The 13,611-nt window shown below is 66.8% G+C and carries 11 protein-coding genes; 6 read left to right on the top strand and 5 right to left on the bottom strand.

Translation table 11 applies throughout. From position 1 onward, the window contains the following. The first annotated feature begins 24 nt into the window (after positions 1 to 24). Entirely contained in the window at positions 25 to 1,287 is a 1,263-nt protein-coding gene (locus AC1RPL_RS14400) for a class I SAM-dependent methyltransferase (protein ID WP_493070022.1), read from the top strand. On the opposite strand, the gene AC1RPL_RS14395 is transcribed toward AC1RPL_RS14400, so the two are convergent. Continuing rightward, the gene (locus tag AC1RPL_RS14395; RefSeq protein WP_493070020.1) at positions 1,275 to 1,694 is read right to left on the bottom strand and encodes a DUF1801 domain-containing protein; all 420 of its coding nucleotides are present in this window, start codon (positions 1,692 to 1,694) and stop codon (positions 1,275 to 1,277) included. The genes AC1RPL_RS14400 and AC1RPL_RS14395 overlap by 13 nt on opposite strands. Before the next feature lie 113 nt (positions 1,695 to 1,807). Here AC1RPL_RS14395 and AC1RPL_RS14390 point away from each other — a divergent pair, with 113 nt between their 5' ends. Genes AC1RPL_RS14390 through AC1RPL_RS14370 form a run of 5 tightly spaced genes read left to right on the top strand, consistent with a single transcriptional unit; the run spans position 1,808 to position 8,945 of the window. Next, positions 1,808 to 3,025 carry an argininosuccinate synthase gene (locus AC1RPL_RS14390; RefSeq protein ID WP_493070018.1) on the top strand — a complete coding sequence of 406 codons (1,218 nt, stop codon included), beginning with the start codon at positions 1,808 to 1,810 and terminating at the stop codon, positions 3,023 to 3,025. A 54-nt stretch (positions 3,026 to 3,079) separates the two neighbouring features. Then, on the top strand, positions 3,080 to 3,859 hold the full coding sequence (locus AC1RPL_RS14385) for a transglutaminase-like domain-containing protein (RefSeq protein ID WP_493070016.1): 780 nt from the start codon (positions 3,080 to 3,082) through the stop codon (positions 3,857 to 3,859). A gap of 46 nt (positions 3,860 to 3,905) precedes the next feature. Continuing rightward, entirely contained in the window at positions 3,906 to 5,621 is a 1,716-nt protein-coding gene (locus AC1RPL_RS14380) for a hypothetical protein (protein WP_493070015.1), read from the top strand. Beyond that, complete coding sequence (locus AC1RPL_RS14375; protein WP_493070014.1) at positions 5,621 to 7,147, top strand: hypothetical protein; 1,527 nt, start codon at positions 5,621 to 5,623, stop codon at positions 7,145 to 7,147. The genes AC1RPL_RS14380 and AC1RPL_RS14375 overlap by 1 nt, the downstream gene beginning before the upstream one ends. 10 nt (positions 7,148 to 7,157) lie before the next feature. Next, positions 7,158 to 8,945, top strand: coding sequence for a hypothetical protein (locus AC1RPL_RS14370; RefSeq protein ID WP_493070012.1), 1,788 nt, complete (start codon positions 7,158 to 7,160; stop codon positions 8,943 to 8,945). On the opposite strand, the gene AC1RPL_RS14365 is transcribed toward AC1RPL_RS14370, so the two are convergent. The 4 genes from AC1RPL_RS14365 to AC1RPL_RS14350 form a co-directional block, all read right to left on the bottom strand. Next, the gene (locus AC1RPL_RS14365; RefSeq protein ID WP_493070011.1) at positions 8,942 to 10,084 is read right to left on the bottom strand and encodes a GNAT family N-acetyltransferase; all 1,143 of its coding nucleotides are present in this window, start codon (positions 10,082 to 10,084) and stop codon (positions 8,942 to 8,944) included. The genes AC1RPL_RS14370 and AC1RPL_RS14365 overlap by 4 nt on opposite strands. 253 nt (positions 10,085 to 10,337) lie before the next feature. Further along, the gene (locus AC1RPL_RS14360) at positions 10,338 to 11,609 is read right to left on the bottom strand and encodes a mechanosensitive ion channel family protein (RefSeq protein ID WP_493070009.1); all 1,272 of its coding nucleotides are present in this window, start codon (positions 11,607 to 11,609) and stop codon (positions 10,338 to 10,340) included. Beyond that, complete coding sequence (gene metC / locus AC1RPL_RS14355) at positions 11,606 to 12,790, bottom strand: cystathionine beta-lyase (RefSeq protein WP_493070007.1); 1,185 nt, start codon at positions 12,788 to 12,790, stop codon at positions 11,606 to 11,608. The genes AC1RPL_RS14360 and metC overlap by 4 nt, the downstream gene beginning before the upstream one ends. Next, a complete protein-coding gene (locus tag AC1RPL_RS14350) occupies positions 12,787 to 13,611 on the bottom strand; it encodes a sulfurtransferase (protein WP_493070005.1) in 825 nt (274 codons plus the stop codon). Before AC1RPL_RS14350 ends, metC begins: the two co-directional genes overlap by 4 nt.

Below are 13,611 nucleotides of genomic sequence, written 5' to 3'. Positions count from 1 at the left end.
CTGGCATCGGATGGTGACGGCGTAATGGCGTTGATTGATCGTTTTTTCGCACGTGCAGTGAAGCGCGGACAACTCACTGTTATCCACGAGGATGGCACGCAGCGGGTTTTCGGCGAACCCGATCCGGCGCTCAAGCCGGTTACGATCCGTTTCGGAGCAGGCGCAGCGCGGCGCATCCTGCGCGATCCCTCGCTCGGCGCGGCCGAGGCGTTCATGGACGGCGATGTCGATATCGAGCAAGGCGACATCCTCGACATGCTCACGCTTTTCGCGGCGAACAATCGCTGGGAAGACAACAGCTCGATGCTCTATCCGAGCCCCTTCAAGAAGCTGCTCGACGCGGTGAAGTTCCGGATCGGACGCATCAACATGCAGCACCGCTCCAAGCAGAACGTCGCCCATCACTACGACCTGTCGGGCACGCTCTACGACCTCTTCCTCGATACCGACCGGCAGTACAGCTGCGCTTATTTCAGCGCGCCCGGCATGAGCCTGGAACAGGCGCAGCTCGACAAGAAGGCGCATATCGTCGCCAAGCTTGCGCTCAAGCCGGGCATGAAGGTGCTCGATATCGGCTGTGGCTGGGGCGGCATGGCGCTCTACATCCATGAGAAGACCGGCGCCGAAGTGCTGGGCGTCACGCTGTCCGAAGAGCAGATCAAGGTTGCCCGCCAGCGCGCGCTCGATGCCGGCGTGGCCGACAAGGTGAAGTTCGAGCTGATCGACTATCGCAACGTCACCGGCCATTTCGACCGGATCGTCTCGGTCGGCATGTTCGAGCATGTCGGCACGCCGCATTACCGCACCTTCTTCCGCAAGGTCCGCGAGTTGCTGACGCCGGAAGGCGTGATGCTGCTCCACACGATCGGCAGGGCGGGCGCGCCGGGCGTCACCGACGCCTTCACGCTCAAGTACATCTTCCCCGGTGGCTATATCCCCGCGCTCTCCGAGATCGCCCAGGGCTATGAGGGGCTGCGCTATTTCATGACCGATGTGGAGGTGCTCCGCCTCCATTATGCCGAGACGCTGCAGCATTGGTACGAGCGGACCGTCGCGGCGCGCGACGCGATTGTCGGGCTCTATGACGAGCGCTTCTACCGCATGTGGTGCTTCTATCTCGCGGGCTGCGTGGTCAGCTTCCGCCACGGCGGGCTGGTCAACTACCAGCTGCAATTCTCCCGCTCGCGCGATGCGCTGCCGCTCACTCGCGATTACATGTTCGAGGAAGAGCGGGCGCTGCGCGAGCCGCACAAGGTCACGCTGCGCCAGGCCGGTCAGGCGGGGTAGGTAGCCTCCATCCGTTCGATCCTGGCGCGGACGAGCTCCTCGAGAACGCCCGCGTCCACATCGGCCAGCTTCTTCAGGTAGAGGCAGCCCTTGCCGCTCCGGTGCTTGCCGAGCCGGCCTAGCAGCGCGCTCTGGTCGCCATCGCCGTCGAGCACATAAAGGACCAGCTCGGCCTTGCGGGGCGAGAAACCGATCCGGCACATCTCGCCCGAATGGCCGCTCTCGTAGCGATAGGCATAACGCCCGAAGCCGATGATCGACGGGCCCCACATCCTGGCCGGCTCGCCGATGAGCCGCTCCATCATCGCGCGGAGTGCTTCGGCATCCGTCCGGCGCACCGGATCCGGCACCGCGGCGATGAAATCCGCGACCTGCACCTCGGTCGCCTTGGTCTTGATCTCGGCCATCTGCCCCTCCCGAGTCGATGGGGAGCAGCATGCCCCAGCGGCAAAACTTGCGGAAGCGGTCACGCACCCGTAAGGCCCACGCCGTTTCCCCGTACATCCTTTGGAGTCGCCCCATGTCGGACAAGATCAACCGCGTCGTCCTCGCCTATTCGGGCGGTCTGGACACGAGCGTGATCCTGAAATGGCTCCAGCAGGAATATCAGTGCGAGGTGGTGACCTTCACTGCCGATCTCGGCCAGGGCGAAGAGCTCGAGCCGGCGCGCAAGAAGGCCGAGATGGCCGGCGTGAAGCCCGAGCATATCTTCATCGAGGACGTGCGCGAGGAGTTCGTGAAGGACTTCGTCTTCCCGATGATGCGCGCGAATGCCTTGTACGAAGGCCTTTATCTGCTCGGGACATCCATTGCGCGCCCGCTGATCGCCAAGCGGCAGATCGAGATCGCCAAGCTGGTCAATGCCGATGCGGTGAGCCACGGCGCCACCGGCAAGGGCAATGACCAGGTCCGTTTCGAGCTCGGCTATTATGCGCTGAACCCCGACATCAAGGTCATCGCGCCGTGGCGCGAATGGGACCTGACCAGCCGCACCCGGCTGATCGAGTTCGCGGAAGCGCACCAGATCCCGGTCGCCAAGGACAAGCGCGGCGAATCGCCCTTCTCGACCGACGCGAACCTTCTCCACACCTCGTCCGAGGGCAAGGTGCTCGAGGATCCGTGGGAGGAAGTGCCCGATTACGTCTATTCGCGCACGGTGAACCCCGAGGACGCGCCTGACGTGCCCGAGGTCATCACCATCGATTTCGAGCGCGGCGACGGCGTCGCACTGAACGGCGAGGCGATGAGCCCGGCGACGCTGCTGACCGCGCTCAACGAGCTTGGCCGCAAGCACGGCATCGGCCGCCTTGACCTGGTCGAGAACCGCTTCGTCGGCATGAAGTCGCGCGGCATGTACGAGACGCCGGGCGGCACCATCTATCATCTCGCCCATCGCGGCATCGAGCAGATCACGCTCGATCGCGGCGCCGCGCACCTCAAGGACGAGCTGATGCCGCGCTATGCGGAGCTCATCTATAACGGCTTCTGGTTCGCCCCAGAGCGCGAGATGCTCCAGGCGGCGATCGATCATAGCCAGGAGAAGGTGACTGGCACCGTCCGCCTCAAGCTCTACAAGGGCAGCGTGAACGTCACCGGCCGCAAGTCGCCGTACAGCCTGTACAGCGAGAAGGTCGTGACCTTCGAGGACGATCAGGGCGCCTACGACCAGCGCGACGCGGCGGGCTTTATCAAGCTCAACGCGCTGCGCCTGCGCCTGCTGGGCCGCCGCGATCTCTAAGGGTTTATTCTTGCGCAAGCGGCACTCGGGTGAGTGCCGCTCGTTGCGCGGGCTATGAAACTCTCGATCCGCACCCATCTCGATTATTATTTCGAGCGGCCGACCGACGTGCTGCTCCAGCTCGAAGCGGCGGCGATCCCCGAGCAGGTGATCGAGGCGGCGCATATCCAGGTGGCGCCGTGCGAGCATTTCGCCCGCATCGCCGCGCAGGACGGGATCGGCGACCGCATCTGGGTGCGCGCCGAGGGACGGATGGCAGTCGACTATACGGCTACCGTCTCGGTGCAGCGCATCCTGAGCGATTGCCTGGCGCTCCCGCGCGTCGAGCCGCGCTTCCTGCCGGCCGAGACGGTCCAGTATCTGATGGCGTCGCGCTATTGCCCGTCCGAGGAGTTCCAGACCTTTGTCGAGGCCGAGTTTGGCGGGCTGGACGGCGGCGCGCGGGTGATGGCGATGCGCGACTGGATCGAGCAGAATTTCTCCTATGTCCCCGGCATCAGCAATTCGGAGACGACCGCGCTCGACACCTTCGTGCGCCGCCAGGGCATCTGCCGCGACTATGCGCATGTCCTGATCACGCTCGTGCGCGCGGCGGGAATCCCCGCCCGGATGGCGAGTGTATATGCGCTTGGCGTCGAGCCGCAGGACTTCCATGCAGTCGCCGAAGTGTTCCTGGGCGGCGAATGGCACCTCGTCGATGCGACCGGCATGGCGACCGAGGCCGGCATGGCGAAGATCGGAATCGGGCGCGACGCCGCCGATGTCTCGTTCCTCACCAGCTACGGCAACGCGCAGTTCCAGAAGCAGTCGGTGCTGGTGGAGCGGATATCCTGAAGCCGCGCCTAACGCGGGATTAACCAAACTGCCCTAGCCCCGAGCCATGGAAACGAGCCTGCCCTGGGATGCATGGCGCGACTGGCTGGTCGCGCTGCTGCTTGCCGTGGGATTGAGCCTGGTTTGGACGCTGCGCGGGTGGCACGATCTCGCGGCGTTGCGGCTTCCCGACACCGACGACATGGTGCGGCTCCAGCTGATCCGTGACTGGCTGGCGGGTCAGGGGTTCGCCGACCTCGCCCAACATCGGCTCGGGCCTCCGCCGGGGCTGGAGATGCATTGGTCGCGGCTGCCCGATCTGCTGCCCGCCGCACTGATCATGATCCTGGCGCCCTTGCTCGGAAACCATGGTGCAGAGCTCTGCGCGGTGATCGTGTCGCCGGCGCTCCTGTTCTTCTTCGCGCTGGCGCTGACCGGCTGCATCGCCCGCCGCCTCGGTGCGCCAGCGGTGACGGCGATCCTGCTGGCCGCGCTCGCTTACCCCGCAACCAGCCTGTTCCTGCCCGGGAGGATCGACCATCACGCGCTGCAGATGGCACTGATCCTGCTGCTGGTGCGCACGCTGCTCGGCACCGGCACCCTGGGTGCCGGGATCCTCGCCGCGCTGGCGATCACGGCATCGCTGGCGATCGGGCTGGAGACCCTGCCGCTGCTCGCTGTCGGCGGCGCAGCTCTGGTGCTGCTCTGGGTGATGGACGCACCCGGTAGCCGGGATCGGCTGTTCGGCTTCGGAACTGCCCTGCCGCTTGCGCTGGCCGGGGCGGGCGCCTTGCTGCGGACGAGCGGTTGGGATGTGCCTGCCTGTGACGGCTTCACCGCCCTTCTGTGGCGCGCGGCGCAGTGTGCATCGCTGGCACCGCTGGCGCTGGCGCTGTTCGGACTTGCCGGAACGGCGACATTGCACGCGCGGGCAATTGCGGCCTGCATCGCCGGTGCCGCGGCGCTGGCGGCGGTACTGCTGCTCGCGCCGCAATGCCTCCATCCCTATGGCGCGGTCGATCCGCTGCTCGCCCGGCTCTGGCTGGGCAAGGTGGGCGAGGCGCAGACCTTGCTTGGCACCTCGCCTTCCAACGCGATTGCCTATGCCGGCCTGGCGCTGGTCGGGCTGGCCGCCACGCTGGCTGTCGCCTGGAGGCGGCGTGAGGCTGGCTGGTGGGTGCTGACGGCGCTGATGCTGACGGCGCTCGCGGTCACCTGCTTCCAGTTGCGCGGGGCCTATGCCGCGGTACTGCTCGCGGTGCCCGGGCTGGCGGTGATGATCGGCGCTGCGCGACTGCACGGCAGTCTCGTGCTCGCTGTTGCCTGGATCGCGTCTACCGGCATCCTCTATCCGATCGCCGCCACCGCGATCTTCCCGCCAAGGCCCGAGCCAGGCGCGAACTGCACCGCGCCGGATAGCCTCGCGCGTCTCGCCGCACTGCCGCGGGGCCGCCTGCTCGCGCCATTCGACATCGGCGCCTATGCGCTCGCCGCCACGCCGCACGCGGTGCTGGCGGCACCCTATCATCGTAACAATCGGGGGAATCGTGCCATGGTTGACTTCTTCCTGGGGCAGCCCGCGCAATCGGAGGCGATCGCGAGGGCATGGGGGATCGATTATGTCGCCTTTTGCGACGGCGATCTCGATCGCTTCGCCAAGGCGGCGCGCGCGCCGGACAGCCTGGCCGAGCAACTGCGCGCCGGCGCGGTGCCCGAGTGGCTGGTGCCGGTGAACACTGGAAGCGACGCCCCGCGCATCTATCGGCTGGCATCGCACCATTGATGGAACAGGCGGCGGCGCTTCGCTGGTGGGAGACGCGCTGGTTCGCGCTTGCCGCGATCCTGGCATCGTGCGTGCCGTTACTGTGGCCGGCCCTGCCGCCGCTGATCGACCTGCCCGCGCATATCGGGCGCTATCACATCGCCGCCACGATCCGGGACTCCATCGATCTTCAGCGCCACTGGACCTATCACTGGGCGCTGATCGGCAATCTGGGCGTCGATGGGATAGTCTATGCGCTGACGCCGCTGATGGGTGTCGAGGCCGCGGCCAAATGGACGATCGTGGCGATCCCGCTGCTCACCACCGCCGCGCTGGCGTGGCTCTCGCGCGAGAGCGGCGGGCGGATGTCGCCGGCGACGCTCGCGGCCTTCCCGCTCGCCTATGGCTATGCCTTCATCTTCGGTTTCGTGAACTTCGCGCTGGCGAGCGCCCTCGCCATTGCAGCGCTCGCGCTGTGGATCCGCCTGGGCCGTCAGCGCAGGCTCAGCCTCCGCGCGGCGCTGTTCGTGCCGATCTCCTTCGTGCTGTGGCTCGCGCACAGCTTCGGCTGGGGCATGTTCGGCCTGTTCGCCTTCGCCGCCGAGCTTGCCCGGCTGCGCGCCGACGGCAAGACCTGGCGGGCCGCGCTTCTGGGCGCTGTGCTCGCCTGCGTGCCGCTGGGTGGCCCGGCGCTGCTCACCGTGGCGACGCAATATAGCTCGGTCGTCTATTACCAGTGGCGGGCCAAGCCGGGCTGGGTCGCGTCGCTGTTGCGCGACCGGTGGAAATGGTTCGATGTCGCCAACGTGCTCGCGCTCGCGCTGCTGCTGTACACGGCGGTCCGCCGTCCGGGCTGGCGCTTCGACTCGCCCACCGGCGCCGCCGCGCTGATCGGAGTGCTGGCGTTCCTGGTCTTTCCCTTCACCGTCGCCGCGGGCGCCTATGCCGATATGCGCCTGCTGGGGCCGGCGGTGGCCATCGCGCTGGTTTCTATCCGTCCCCCTGCCCAGTGGGAGCGCGCCGTTGCGATCGGCGCGACGCTGTTCTTCGTCATACGCACCGTGGCGGGGACGATCAGCATGTTGATCGCCGCCGAGCCCCAGCAACAGGCGCTGGAGGCAGTGCCGCATTTGCCGCGCGGGGCAGCGGTGCTTGTGCTCGCGCAGGAGAATTGCGCGACCGACTGGGTGAGCCGCCGCCTCGGGCACATCTCCGGCATGGCGGTCGCACGCCGCGACGTGTTCGAGAGTGCGCAATGGACGCTGCCGGGCCAGCAGCTGCTGCGCCACCGGCATGAGGGCGCGGAGCCCTATGCCTCCGACCCCTCACAGCTCGTCTATCCGCTTGGCTGCGCCTATCGGCCGACCGATCCGGAGACCGCGATCCGCGACTTCGATCGCGGCACCTTCACCCATGTCTGGGTGATCGGATTCAAGCCGCAGCCGGCGCTTGCGCGTGACGTGACGCTCGAATGGAGCAACGGCATGTCCTCGATATATCGCGTTGCGCATAATGGCGGCTTGTCTGGGAGCGCAGGGCAGCGGTAATAGCGGTCGGATGCAGGGGAATCCGGAGCTTCATTGGTGGCAGACACGACGGTTCGTGGCCCTCTGCGCCTTCATCGCCATCATTCCGCTGCTCTGGCCGACGATTCCGCCGCTGGTCGACCTGCCCGGGCATATGGGGCGCTACCGCGTCCAGTTCACCTATGACCAATATCCGTTCCTGCGCGAGTGGTACGACTTCCGCTGGAGCCTGATGGGCAATCTGGGCGTCGACCTGCTCGTCCTCCCGCTCCACTATGTCTTCGGGCTCGAGCTGGCAGTGAAGCTGGTGGTGATCGCGATCCCAGCGATGACGGTGGCGGGGATGCTGTGGATCGCGCGCGAGGTGCACGGCCGCATCCCGGCGACCGCGCTGATCGCGCTGCCGCTCGCCTATGCCTTCCCCTTCCATTTTGGCTTCGTCAATTTCGCGCTGTCGATGGCGTTCGCGCTGCTCGCATTCGGCTGGTGGCTGCGGCTGGCGCGGCTGGGCAAGTTCGCCTTCCGGACGATGGTGTTCGTGCCGATCTCGGTACTGATCTGGATCTGCCACACCTATGGCTGGGGGCTGCTTGGCATCCTCGCCTTCTCGGCCGAGCTGATCCGTCAGCACGATCTGCGCCGCAATCCGCATGTGCCGTGGAAGCAGGACATCTGGGGTGGCTGGGTGCTGCCCTGGTTCTATGCCGGCCTGCAGTGCATCGTGCTCGCGCCTCCCGCCGTGATGATGGTGCTGTGGCGTTCGGGCGATCATGTCTCGGGCCAGACGTTCGACATGTTCAACTGGCGCGCGAAGATGCTGTGGATCACCCAGGTCTTCCGCGACCGCTGGCAGCTGTTCGACCTGGCTTCGGTGGGCGTGCTGTTCCTGCTGCTGTTCAAGGCGGTGCGCGATCCGAACATCCAATATTCGCGCAACCTGGCGCTGTCGGGCATCTTCCTGACGCTGGTGTACATCTTCCTGCCGCGCGTCGTGTTCGGCTCGGCCTATGCCGACATGCGGCTGGTGCCGTTCCTGCTGGCGGTGGGCATCCTCGCGATCCGGCCCAAGCCGGGCCTGTCGATCCGCGGCGCCGCGACGATGGCGGCGCTCGGCATGGCATTCTTCTGCGTGCGCATCGCTGCGACCACTTGGAGCTTCGCGCTCTACAGCGGCACCTATGATCGCGAGCTGAAGGCGCTCGATCATCTGCCCCAGGGCGCGCGGCTGATCACGTTCGTCGGCGAGACCTGCCGCTATGAATGGAAGCAGACGCGGCTCCAGCACGTCCCGGCGCTCGCCCTGGAGCGCAAGCTTGCCTATACAAACGATCAATGGTCGATGGCCGGCGGCCAGCTGCTCACGGTGCGCTATGCCGCCGCGCAGCGCTTCGCGCACGATCCGTCGCAGATGGTCACCGACGTGCAGTGCCCGCGCGAATATTGGCGCCCGATCGCCTGGGCGCTGGCGCGCTTCCCGCGCGATGCGTTCGACTATGTCTGGATGATCGAGCCGCCGGCCTATAACCCGCGCTTCGAGCAGGGCCTCATCCCGCTATGGCGCGACGGTGCAAGCGCGCTGTTCAAGATCGACCATAGCGTCCCCGCGCCGGTGATCGAGCCGGGCGAGTTGCCGGTGCCGCGCTGGGAACGCGACATCATCCTGCGCGAGGGGCATCAGGGGGGCAGCAGCCTCCCCGATCCCGAGGCCAGCCCGGTGCCCGAGCCAATCGAATCGCCGGTGCCGACGCCCACGCCGTCCCCGTCGCCCAGCCCGACGCACAAGGCGGCGAAGGCGAAGCACAAGAAGGCCCGCCACTAACCGCCGCGGCGGAAGGGCGTCAGCTCGCCAAGATATTCCTGTTCCTGCGCGATCGCTTCGCGCTCGCTTGCCAGATAGTCGGCAACGGCGCGGCGGAAGCCCGGATCGGGAAGGTAATGCGCCGACCAGGTGGTGACCGGCGCATAACCGCGCGCCAGCTTGTGCTCGCCCTGCGCGCCAGCTTCGACGCGGCTCAGCCCGCGCGCGATCGCGGCGTCGATCGCCTGATAGTAGCAGAGCTCGAAATGGAGGAAGGGCACTTCCTCGATCGCGCCCCAATAGCGGCCGTACAGGGCATCGGCGCCGATCAGGTTGAGCGCACCGGCAATGGGCGTGTCGCCGCGATAGGCCAGGATCAGCAGCACCTGGTCCGCCATCTCCTGCCCGAGCAGCGAGAAGAATTCGCGGGTGAGATAAGGCCGGCCCCACTTCCGGCTGCCGGTGTCCTGGTAAAAGGCCCAGAACGCATCCCAATGCGCCTCGCTGATCTCGGTGCCGCTCAGATGGCGGATGGTCAGCCCATCTGCCAGCGCGCCGCTGCGCTCCTTGCGGATCGCCTTGCGCTTGCGGCTGGCGAGCGCGCCCAGGAATTCCTCGAAGTCGCCATAGCCTTTATTCGCCCAGTGGAACTGGGTGCCCGCCCGGACCAGCCAGCCGGCCTGCTCGAACAGCGGCAACTGGGCATCGTCGAGGAAGGTGACGTGCGCCGAGGAAAGCTGGTTCTGATCGGTCACCGCCTCGATCCCGGCGATCAGCCCGGGCGCCATCGCGCCGTCGCGCAGCAGCAGGCGGGGGCCCGGCACCGGGGTGAAGGGCACGGCGACTTGGAGCTTGGGATAATATTGTCCGCCGGCGCGCTCCCAGGCATCCGCCCAAGCGTGATCGAAGACATATTCGCCCTGGCTGTGGCTCTTGGCATAGGCAGGCGCAATCGCGGCGGGACGGCCTTGCGCATCGTCGATCACGATCGGCAGCGATTGCCAGCCGGCGCGCGCGCTCACCGACCCGGATCGCTCGAGGATCGACAGGAAGGTGTGGCTGACGAACGGATTGCGCCCGTCGGTGCACGCGTCCCAATCCCCCGGCAGGATCGAGGCGACGCCGTTGGCGATGCGGGCGGTCACGGAGGAGGAAGGCACGGGCTCCAGATAAGGAGCGCCCCCCGCAAAGGGCAATGGCCTGTGCTTGCAATGTAGGATTTCGGCTGTTTTGCTCCCTGTGCCGGGTCGGCCGCTCTTTGATTTGTTGGAAAGATAGGATCACGCTTGCGCAAGGATATTGCGAGATGCGCGGCGTTCGCGGGAATTGTGTCAACTTAAGCGCTGCGAAAACTGGCTCTTGGCGTGCACTTCGTGCCCATCGGCGAGTCGGCGGTGCGGCCGATGTTGGATGTCAGTCGAGCTTCGCGTCACCGCGGGTGATGCGAATGTCGCGCCGCGGCACCGGCAGCTTGATGCCATTCTCCTGGAACAGCACCCAGAGCCGGTTGAGCACATCGCTCTTCACATTGCCCACGCCGCTTTCGGGATCGTTGATCCAGCACAATATCTCATGCTCGACACCACTCTCGCCAAAGGCAGTGAGGCGCACATTGGTCGGCGGGTTGTTGAGCGCGCGCGGGCTCTCCTTCGCGGCACGCAGCATCAGCGCCTGGGCGAGCTTCAAGTCGCAATCATAGGCAATGGTCACCGGGATGCGGACGCGGACGTTGCGATCGGTATAGGACCAGTTCTCCACTTCCTGCGTCATCAGATTCTCGTTCGGAATCAGATGCTCCTTGCCGTCGCGGGTGACCACGCTGACCGCGCGCACGCCGATCCGGTTCACCCAGCCGAAGCTGTCCCCCACCACGATCACGTCGCCCGGCTTGATCGAGCGGTCCATCAGCAGGATGATCCCGGCGATCAGGTTGCCGATCGTCTTTTGCAGGCCGAAGCCGATCGCCAGGCCGAACGCGCCCGAAAAGACCGTGAAGACGGTCAGGTCGATCTTGAGCGCATCGATGCCGATGAAGAAGGCAGCGATCACCGCGACGATGGTCGCCAGCTTCTGGACGAGCAGCTTCTGGGTGGGGTCGAAACCGCGAACGCTCTTGATCCACTGCGAAACCAGGCGATCGACCAGGCGGACGCCGGCGATGAGCAGCAGCACGGTCAGGCTGATCTGGACCAGCGAGAAGAGTGTCAGCCGCCGCCGACCGATATCGATGCCGACCCGCTCCAGGATTTCCCGGGTCGCGTCGAAGCCGCCGATCGCATGCGTGAAGATCGCGGCGAAGGCGAGCGCGCCGGCGGCCCAGGCGATGCCGCGCGGCAGGCCGAGCCCGCGCAGGATCGCCACGGCTGCCCGTGATGCCGCGGCGCCGGTGGCGAAGCCCAGGATCAGCGCCGAAAGCGGATGCCAGGGCCAGGCGTTGAGGATGATTCCGAGCAGCAGCGTGGCGCTGCCATGCCGAGTGACGTCGCAGACGCGGCCGCTGAACACCGGGCCGTGCTCGCCCTCGTGCGTCCACAGCCCGGCAATGCGAGGGCCAAGCTTGCGCCCGGCGAGCCAGCCCAGCGCCAGTGCCGCGAGGGCGAGCGCAACGGCGATGCCAGCCTCGGTGAGCTCGGGCGGCGCGGGAAGGTTGTGCCCCGCCAGCCAGTCACCGAAGCGCTGCATCATCCGCGCGCATCCCGGAATGCGGCGAGGCCGCGTTCGAGATCGGCGACCAGGTCGTCTGCATCCTCGAGGCCGATCTGCAGGCGAATGGCGGGGCCTTCGGCTTCCCATCTGGTCGCGGTGCGATAGCGCTCGGGGTCGACCGGGATCGCCAGGCTCTCGAAGCCGCCCCAGCTATAGCCGATGCCGAAATGCTCGAGCGTGTCGATCAGCGCCGCGCGGGCCGCTTCATCGCCGCCGTTCAGGACGAAGCTGAACAGGCCCGAGGCGCCCTTGAAGTCGCGGTGGAAGATCTCGTGCCCCGGGCAATCGGGAAGCGCCGGGTGCAGCACGCGCGCCACTTCGGGGCGGGTCTTGAGCCATTCGGCGATCTTGAGCGCGGCGTGGCCATGCTGCTCGAGCCGGATCGCCATGGTCCTGAGGCCACGTGCGCCGAGCCAGGCATCGTCCGGGCTCGCGGTCTGGCCGAGCTGGTAGGTGGCGGCGCGCAGTGCCTGGTATTTGCCCTGCGCAGCGGTGACGGAACCCAGCATCACATCCGAATGGCCGACGACATATTTGGTCGCGGCCAGGATGGTGTAGTCGATCCCCAGTTCGATCGCCGGGAAGAGCAGGGGGGTAGCCCAGGTATTGTCGAGCAGGGTGGTGATGCCGCGATCCTTGGCGACCGCGACGATCGCCGGCACGTCCTGCACTTCGAAGGTCAGGCTGCCCGGGCTCTCCAGGAAGATCGCCTTGGTATTCGGTTGGCACAGCGCCGCGATGCCCGCGCCGATCAGCGGGTCGTAATAGCTGGTCTCGATCCCCATCCGCTTGAGCATGCCGTTGGCAAGGTTACGGGTGGGGTCATAGGCGCTGTCGGGAATCAGCAGATGATCGCCGGGCGACAGGATCGCGAGCAGCGTAGTGGCGATGGCGGCGACACCCGACGGGTAGAGCAGGGTCGCCTCGGCGCCCGGCTCCAACTCGGTCAGCGCCTCGGCGAGCGACCACTGCGTCGGCGTGCCGCGGCGGCCGTAGAACAGACGATGATGCGTGTCCTTCGCCCCGCTCGCGCGCAGATCGGCGACATCCTCGTACAGGATCGTCGAGGCGCGCCACACCGGCGGGTTTACGATGCCCTGCGTCCATTCCTTGCGCCGTCCGGCGGTGACGACCTTGGTCTTGTCCTGCTTCTCGCTCATGCGGGACCCAATGCCTTGGCCGTCTCCGGGCGGCTACCCCATTCGGTCCAGCTGCCGTCATAAAGCGCAGCCTCGTTGTCGAGCAGATGCGCGCCGAACGCCAGGATCGCGGCGGTGATGCCGGAGCCGCAGGTGGTGACCAGTGGCTGGGCGAGATCGATACCACTGTCTTCGAATACGCTGCGGATATGCTCGGGTTGCTTCCAGGTGCCGTCGGCGTTGAAGAAGCGCGGATAGGGGACGCTACGCGAGCCCGGGATATGGCCGGCGGCGACTTCGGCGCGGGGATCGGGTTCCTCGCCGGTGAAGCGCGCGGCCGAGCGGGCATCGGCGACCTGCCCGGTCTCGGCCTTCATCTGGTCGAGCGTGCGCATCTCGGTCTTGGGCGCGCGCGGTTCGAAACTGCCGGGTTCGGCCCGGTGCGGGCCGCTCTCGGTCGGGCGCCCTTCGGCTTTCCACTTGGCCATGCCGCCATCGAGCAGCGCGACATCGACGCCCGCCAGCCGGAGCACCCACCAGGCGCGGCAAGACGTGTGGTGCGGGCCATTGTCGTAAAGGACGATCGGCGTCTCGGTGTCCGCACCCAGCGCGCGCAGCCGTTCGGCGATCTTGGCGACCGGCGGCACGGTGGAAGGCAGCGGGCTTGTCTCGTCGATCAGGCTGTCGAGGTCGAGGAAGCGCGCGCCGGCGATATGCTCCGCCTCGAACTCGGCACGTGGGTTGCGTGGCGGCGATCCGGGGATCGTCGAGGTGTAGGTCGCGTCCAGCACCAGCACATGCCCGGCGCCGGCCAGCCACTCGGTCGTAACAAGGCCATCCAT

This window comes from Sphingomonas sp. GW821-FHT12D09 (genome assembly GCF_058807215.1).
The sequence above is the reverse complement of the archived record's forward strand: the minus strand, read 5'-3'. Positions and strand labels throughout refer to the sequence as shown.

What these genes read in the sequence shown, in the direction of transcription:
- AC1RPL_RS14400 (WP_493070022.1), top strand. Translation starts at nt 25, where the DNA reads ATGGCGTTGATTGATCGTTTTTTCGCACGTGCAGTGAAGCGCGGACAA.
- AC1RPL_RS14395 (WP_493070020.1), bottom strand. Translation starts at nt 1,694, where the DNA reads ATGGCCGAGATCAAGACCAAGGCGACCGAGGTGCAGGTCGCGGATTTC.
- AC1RPL_RS14390 (WP_493070018.1), top strand. Translation starts at nt 1,808, where the DNA reads ATGTCGGACAAGATCAACCGCGTCGTCCTCGCCTATTCGGGCGGTCTG.
- AC1RPL_RS14385 (WP_493070016.1), top strand. Translation starts at nt 3,080, where the DNA reads ATGAAACTCTCGATCCGCACCCATCTCGATTATTATTTCGAGCGGCCG.
- AC1RPL_RS14380 (WP_493070015.1), top strand. Translation starts at nt 3,906, where the DNA reads ATGGAAACGAGCCTGCCCTGGGATGCATGGCGCGACTGGCTGGTCGCG.
- AC1RPL_RS14375 (WP_493070014.1), top strand. Translation starts at nt 5,621, where the DNA reads ATGGAACAGGCGGCGGCGCTTCGCTGGTGGGAGACGCGCTGGTTCGCG.
- AC1RPL_RS14370 (WP_493070012.1), top strand. Translation starts at nt 7,158, where the DNA reads ATGCAGGGGAATCCGGAGCTTCATTGGTGGCAGACACGACGGTTCGTG.
- AC1RPL_RS14360 (WP_493070009.1), bottom strand. Translation starts at nt 11,609, where the DNA reads ATGATGCAGCGCTTCGGTGACTGGCTGGCGGGGCACAACCTTCCCGCG.
- metC (WP_493070007.1), bottom strand. Translation starts at nt 12,790, where the DNA reads ATGAGCGAGAAGCAGGACAAGACCAAGGTCGTCACCGCCGGACGGCGC.
- AC1RPL_RS14350 (WP_493070005.1), bottom strand. Translation starts at nt 13,611, where the DNA reads ATGGATGGCCTTGTTACGACCGAGTGGCTGGCCGGCGCCGGGCATGTG.